The sequence below is a fragment of the Streptomyces sp. UNOB3_S3 genome, from assembly GCF_020740895.1.
Lineage (GTDB): Bacteria > Actinomycetota > Actinomycetes > Streptomycetales > Streptomycetaceae > Streptomyces.
The window spans coordinates 1-6438 of record NZ_JAILXP010000390.1; the positions used below are offsets into that span (position 1 = coordinate 1).

Sequence of the window (6438 nt, forward strand, 5' to 3'; positions counted from 1 at the left end):
GAACCGGGGACGGGCGGCCGTGACCATGCCGTGGCGCGCCCGGACGCCCGCCCGGGTGCCCGACTGGGCGGCGGTGGCCGGGCCCGCGCTGTTCGCGGCCGGGGACGCGCTGCTGGTCAACGGGGTCACACCCCGCTTCTCGCTGTGGGTGTCGCTGCTGGCGGCAGTGTCGCTGCTGTGGCGGCGCCGGTTCCCGGCACCGGTCTTCCTGGCGACGCTGCCGGGGATGTACTACGCGTACATCTGGATCGCGCCGATGTTCGCGCTCTACACGCTGGCGGTGCGGCGCACGGCCCGGCCGCGCGCCGACAAGTGGCTGCTGGGCGGCGCCGGGCTGCTGATGGCCGCCGCGCAGTTCCTGCCGTACCCGGTGTCCGACCTGGCGCTGGGCGACCGCCGCGAGACGGGCGTCAATCTGCTCGACTCGCTCGTGGTGGCGACCACGCCCATCGCCTTCGGCCTGCTCACCCGCGCCCGCCGGGAGCTGGTGGCCCGGCTCGACGAACTGACGCGCAGCCGCGCCCGGGAGGACCGGCTGCTGGCCGACCGGGTGCTGGCCACGGAACGCGCGCGGCTCGCCCGGGAGATGCACGACGTCGTCGCCCACCAGGTCAGCCTGATCAGTCTCCAGGCGGGGGCCGTGCAGATCAGCACCGGGGACACCGCGGCCCGCGAGGGCGCCCGGACGATCCGGGAGCTGTCGGTGCGCACCCTGGACGAACTCCGGCACATGGTGGGCATCCTGCGCGCCGCCGGGGCCGACACCGAGGAGCTCACACCGCAGCCCCGGCTGTCCGACCTGCCGCGACTGATCGAGCTGAGCGCGCTCGACGTCGCCTTCGAGGACGGCTCCGACCCCGGAGCCGAGCGCCCGGAGGCCGTGGAGCGGGCGGCGTTCCGCACGGTCCAGGAGGCGCTGACCAATGTGCGCAAGCACGCGCCCGGGTCGAAGGTGCGGGTGCGGGTCGCGGAGGAGCCGGGGGAGCTGGTGGTCGAGGTCCGCAACGGCCCGGCGGACGCGGCGGTGCCGGCTCCGGAGCTGCCCGGCGGGGGCCACGGCCTGGTGGGGCTGCGCGAACGGGCGCAGAGCCTCGGCGGGACGCTGGAGGCGGGTGCGACGGACGAGGGCGGATTCGCCGTACTGGCCCGCTTTCCGTCGACGGAACGCTGACGTCGACAGAACGGTGATGTCGACGGAACGCTGACGTCGACGGGACGGTGACGTCGACGGATCGCTGAATCACCCGTGCCGGTGCCAGGGGCCGCCGGGTTGTTGACGATGCGACCATTCACCCGTCCGGTGGATGGCGGGGCGGCCTGATGACGGGTCAGGCGGACAGCGGGTCCGTGGTCTCCTCGGTCGCGCTGTCCAGGTCCGGGTAGACCTCGAAGAGTCTGCGCACCCCCAGCGCGGCGAGCACCCTGTTGACGTGCGAGCCGTCCACCGCGCCCTGGGCGGGCAGGATCAGCCGCAGCCGCCCCTGACAGGAGCGCATCAGCCGGCGGGCGGCGATCAGCACGCCCACGCCGCTGGAGTCGCAGAACCGGACTTCCGCGAGGTCGAGCACCAGACTCCGCCGCCCGTCCGCGACAGCCTCGTGCACGTGCTGCCGCACCGTTGGGGAGGTCACCAGATCCATCTCGCCGCAGACCCGGAGCACGGCCCACTCCCCCTGCTCGTGCTCCACCACCTTCAACGTCACGCGCTCGAGCCCCTTCACTCGGTCTGTCGTTCCTATGGAATGGACCCTTCCGCGGTATGGCTGCCTGGCGCTTCCCCCGTGCGGCGCCGAGTGAAACACCGCGGTCTCGTACGCGGTACAAGCCGACCACTGTTGAGCCTATGCCCAGCTCGAACCGTTCATCCCCATAGATCCGGTCACACCCGCATAACACATCGGCACATTCGTGCACGTACGATCGACCCCGATCGCCACTTGGGTGGATCATGCACATAAAGTCACCGCCCCAATACCACACGCGACATGGACCGGGCGGCGTCTTTCCGGGATTCACCCCAACCGCTCGTGCGGTGTCGGAGCCGCCCGTTACATTCGGCGTGAGGGCGTACAGCAGTGCGTACGCGTAAGGGGGCCGGGCCATGACGAACGACGCGCCACCGCGCTGGGACCGCAGGATGCAGCAGCGCCTCGCGCACGGCGAGGCGGCGGCCCTCGGCGAGCTCTACGACCGCTTCGCCTCCCTCGTGCACGGCCTCGCCCACCGCGTCCTGGACGACGAGGCCGGGGCCGACCGCGTCACGCGCGAGGTCTTCGGCCACATCTGGGAGCACCCCGAGGAGTTCGACCCCCGGGAGGGCTCCCTGCGCTCCTGGATCGCCGGCCTGGCCCACCGGCAGGCCGTCAGCAGGCTGCGGCGCACGGAGACGGACGGGGAGCGCCCGGCGGCCGAGATCGAGGAGAAGGTGCGGGCCGCGAGCGCCGCCGCCCGCGCGGACTACATCGTCACGTCCATGCCCGCGCCCCTGCGGGCCGCGCTGGATCTCGCCTACTTCCGCCGCCTCGACTACCGCCAGACCGCCATGCGGCTCGGCGTCACCGAGGACGAGGCGCGGCGCAGACTCCGGCTCGGTTTACAACTGCTGTCCACGGCCCATGAGGGCCCGCGCGCGGTCTCGCCGCCCGGCGGTGGGGCGGCGCTGCGATGAGCACGGCACCCCGCCCGCCCGTCCGCTCCCACCCCCTGCTCAAGTCGCTGCTCGGCGCCTGGGCGCTGGCCGCCTGCTCGGCCGAGGAGACCGCCGCCGTCGAGGCCCATCTGACCGACTGCGCGCCCTGCGCCGACGAGGCCGTCCGGCTGCGCGACGCGGTCGCGCTGCTCCACCCCGAGGACAGCCTGGACCTCGATCCGGGGCTGCGCGGCCGGGTGCTGGCCGGGGCGCTCAGCCGCAGACCCGCGCGGATCCCGGTCCCCGGGTGGGCCGCCCCCTACGAGGCGGAGGCATCCCGGCTCGACGCGCTGCTGCGTGACATCGGCGAGGCCGAATGGCGGGCCCCGGTGCGGCTGGAGTGGTTCGACGGGCGCGCCCCCGCCGCCCGCGAGGTGACGGTGGCGGATGTCATCGGCCATCTCACCGCGGTGGACACGGTCGTGGCGGGCGCGCTCGGCATGGCGGACCCGCTGCGCGGAGCGTCGCCCGAGGAGCGGACGGAGGCCCTGTGGGCGGCGGACCCGGGCGGCCGGACGTCCGTCACCGTCCGGGCCGCGTGGCGCGACCAGGAGCAGGCGCTGATACGGACGGTGTCCTTCGCGGGCGGCGCCGCCGCGGAGCTGCCCGTGGACTACGGGCCGTTCGCGCTGCCGCTGCGCGACGCCTTCCTGGACCGGGCCTTCGAGTGCTGGACCCACGCGGGGGACATCGCGGAGGCGGTCGACTACCCCTACCAGCCGCCGTCGCCGGCCCACCTCAACGGCATGATCGACCTGGCGGCCCGGCTGCTGCCCGGCGCGATAGCCACCCGGCGCCGCGCCGGCCTCGCACCGCCGGCGCGCACCCTGGTGGCGGCGGGGGCACCGGGACGCGCACTCCATCTGGAGATCGAGGGCCGGGGTGGCGGACACTGGTACATCGCCCTGGACTCCCCCGGGGCGACCGGGACACCGGAGGGGGAGGTGGCGCATGTGGCGCTGGACGGGGTCGAGTTCTGCCGGCTGGCCGCGGGCCATGTACCGCCGGAGGAAGCGGCGGCGGGTTCGCTCGGCGACCCGGAAGCCGTGCGCGACGTCCTGTACGCGACGGCATCACTGTCACGGCTGTGACACGCCGCTGACCCGCTCCTGAGCCGGGAGACCGGCCGGGAGCGGGGCCACGCGGGTGCGAGCTGCGGGCTACGGGCTGCGGGCTACGCGAAGACGACCGTGCGGGTGCCGTTGAGCAGGACGCGGTGCTCGCTGTGCCACTTCACGGCGCGGGCCAGCGCCTGGCACTCGACATCGCGGCCGACGGCGACGAGCTGCTCCGGGGTGACCTGGTGGCCCACCCGCTCGACCTCCTGCTCGATGATCGGGCCCTCGTCGAGGTCGGCCGTCACATAGTGCGCGGTGGCACCGATCAGCTTCACACCGCGCGCGTGCGCCTGGTGGTACGGCTTCGCGCCCTTGAAGCTCGGCAGGAAGGAGTGGTGGATGTTGATGATCCGGCCGGACAGGGCCTTGCAGAGGTCGTCGGAGAGGACCTGCATATAGCGGGCGAGGACGACCAGCTCGACGTTCTCCGCCTGGACGAGCTCCAGCAGCCGCGCCTCGGACTCCGCCTTGTTCTCCTTCGTCACCGGAATGTGATGGAAGGGGACGCCGTAGGAGCCGACGAGCTCGGCGAAGTCCGTGTGGTTGGAGACCACCGCGGCGATCTCCACCGGGAGGGCGCCGATCCGGGAGCGGAAGAGCAGGTCGTTGAGGCAGTGCCCGAACTTGGACACCATCAGGACGATGCGCATCTTCTCGTCGGCCCGGTGGATCTGCCAGTCCATCTGGAAGGAGTCCCCGACCGCCGCGAAGCTGGCCCGCAGCTTCTCCAGCGTCACCGGCGCCTCGGCGCCGAAGTGGACGCGCATGAAGAACAGGCCCGTGTCGCGGTCACCGAACTGCTGGCTGTCCTCGATGTTGCAGCCGGTCATGAAGAGGTAGCTGGACACCGCGTGAACGATGCCCTGCTTGTCCGGGCAGGAGAGGGTGAGGACGTACTGCTGGGGCTGTTCGGTGGTCATAGCCCAATAGCGTCGCACACCCGGGCCCCTGCCGTTGCCCGTCGGCGCATCGCCGGTACCTCAGTACCTCGTCAGTACCTCGTCGCGAGCTCCAGCACCGCCAGCGGGGGCGGCGGAGCGTCCGGATCGTGGCCGTCGCCCACCGCCAGCCGGACGTGGGCCTCACGGGCGGCGCGGACGGCCTCCGGCCAGCCGTGGTGCTCCAGATACGCGGACGCCGGCGCGTCCGCCCCGACCTGGTGCATGATCCGCAGGACACGCAGCACGGCGACGTCGACGAGCGCGGCCTCTCCCGAGTCCCGGAAGACCGTGCCGACGTATTTCTCCGCCGACCAGTTGTCCAGCCAGGTGTCCTCGACCAGGCGGTAGACGGCGTCGGTCACATCCCCGTACCCCTCCCGGCCCGCCACCCAGCACTCCTGCTGGAAGACCGGATCCGAGAGCATGTGCAGCGCCGAGCGCACGTTCGCACGCCAGCGCCACCACGGCATGTCATTGAGCGGCATACCGCCCATGGTGGTCGAGCGGCGGCCGCGACGGGAAGACTTCTCTGAACCCTGCACAACAATCGATCGTACGTTCCCGTGTGCCGGGCCGGGGCCCGGCCCCGTCATTCAGGCACCGTCATTCACGGAGCCCCGGCACTCACAGCACTCACAGCTGGGTCCAGTCGTGCGGCGTCAGGCCGTACTGCCGCGCGATCGGGTTCCACAGGTCGGCCGCCTTCTTCTTCGCGGCCGTCGCGTCGGCGCTGGCCCGGTCGCCGTCGAAGCTGTCGCGCGTCGGCCGGGCGTGGTCCTTCACACAGCCCTTCTTGTCCTTGGCCTGGCGGGCCCAGGCCGCGTAGTGGCTGTCCGCCGACGCGGACGACTGCCACGCCTTCGTCAGCTGCGCGGTCAGGGCGGCGCTGTTGGACAGCTTGTCCGTGGGCGTCTGCCCGAGCCGGCCGACCAGGGCGTTGCGCTCGCCCGCGGCGGCGGTGAGGTCGTTGGCGGACTTGTCGAGGTCCTTGCAGTTCCGGGTGGCGTCCACGGCCCTGATGACCGCGTCCCGGCTGTTGTTGCTGTCCTTCAGCAGCGCGTCCAGCGCCTTGGCCTGCGCCGCCGCCGGGTCGTCGGCGGGCTTGGCGGACGGCGAGGGCGTGGCACTGGGGGTGTTCTGGGGCGTGGGCGAGGCGGAGGCGGACGGGGCGTTCGTCGCCGGGCTCGCGGCGGCGGCGTTCTGCCGGTCGCCGCCCTTGTCGTCCCCGTCGCTGAGCAGCGCGCCCGCGCCGAGCCCGGCGACGGCGCAGCCCGCGACGACGGCCGCGATCACCACGACCGGGGACTTCTTGCGGCCCGCCGGCCGCGGTCCGTCATGGCCGCCGCGCGGGCCCGCCGGGGGGACGGGCACGCCCGGCGCCCCCGGACCGCCCGGCATCCCCGGACCGCCCCGGTGACCCTGCGGGCCCGGGGTGCCCGGGGTACCCATGGTGCCCGGGGCGCTCTGGGGGTAGCCGTACGAACCGACGGCGCCGTGGGCCGCCGCCTGCGGCTGCCCGGCGAAGGACGGGGGCACGGACCCGCCCGGCGGCACGGACCCGCCCGGCGGCACGGGCGGCAGCTGCTGCGTGGGCGTGGCGGAGCGGAAGAGCGTGTCGAACTCGGCGGGCGGCGGTCGCTCCCCGGGCCGGGCCATCACCGAGAAGGGTGTGGCGGGCGTGGGCGAGGAG

6 protein-coding genes and 1 pseudogene are annotated in these 6438 nt (G+C 73.3%); 3 read left to right on the forward strand and 4 right to left on the reverse strand.

Annotated elements, in window-relative coordinates:
* Window positions 1–25: 25 nt before the first annotated feature.
* Window positions 26–1171, forward strand: coding sequence for a sensor histidine kinase (locus tag K6I33_RS29655; RefSeq protein WP_229357634.1), 1146 nt, complete (start codon window positions 26–28; stop codon window positions 1169–1171).
* Between the two features lie 157 nt (window positions 1172–1328).
* On the opposite strand, the gene K6I33_RS29660 is transcribed toward K6I33_RS29655, so the two are convergent.
* Window positions 1329–1703: an STAS domain-containing protein gene (locus K6I33_RS29660; RefSeq protein WP_229357630.1), complete on the reverse strand. Its 375-nt coding sequence runs from the start codon at window positions 1701–1703 to the stop codon at window positions 1329–1331.
* 398 nt (window positions 1704–2101) lie between these two features.
* On the opposite strand from K6I33_RS29660, the gene K6I33_RS29665 reads away from it, so the two are divergent.
* Window positions 2102–2668 (forward strand): sigma-70 family RNA polymerase sigma factor, encoded by a 567-nt coding sequence (locus tag K6I33_RS29665; RefSeq protein ID WP_229357631.1) that lies wholly within the window; start codon window positions 2102–2104, stop codon window positions 2666–2668.
* Window positions 2665–3780 (forward strand): zf-HC2 domain-containing protein, encoded by a 1116-nt coding sequence (locus K6I33_RS29670; protein WP_229357632.1) that lies wholly within the window; start codon window positions 2665–2667, stop codon window positions 3778–3780. Before K6I33_RS29665 ends, K6I33_RS29670 begins: the two co-directional genes overlap by 4 nt.
* Before the next feature lie 83 nt (window positions 3781–3863).
* On the opposite strand, the gene purU is transcribed toward K6I33_RS29670, so the two are convergent.
* The 3 genes and pseudogenes from purU to K6I33_RS29685 all read right to left on the reverse strand — a co-directional run.
* Window positions 3864–4727, reverse strand: a complete 864-nt coding sequence (gene purU, locus K6I33_RS29675) for a formyltetrahydrofolate deformylase (protein ID WP_229357633.1) — start codon at window positions 4725–4727, stop codon at window positions 3864–3866.
* Between the two features lie 71 nt (window positions 4728–4798).
* Window positions 4799–5242: a hypothetical protein gene (locus K6I33_RS29680; protein ID WP_229357635.1), complete on the reverse strand. Its 444-nt coding sequence runs from the start codon at window positions 5240–5242 to the stop codon at window positions 4799–4801.
* Window positions 5243–5381: 139 nt separating this feature from the next.
* Window positions 5382–6438: pseudogene (locus K6I33_RS29685) on the reverse strand (hypothetical protein); the annotation flags it as partial.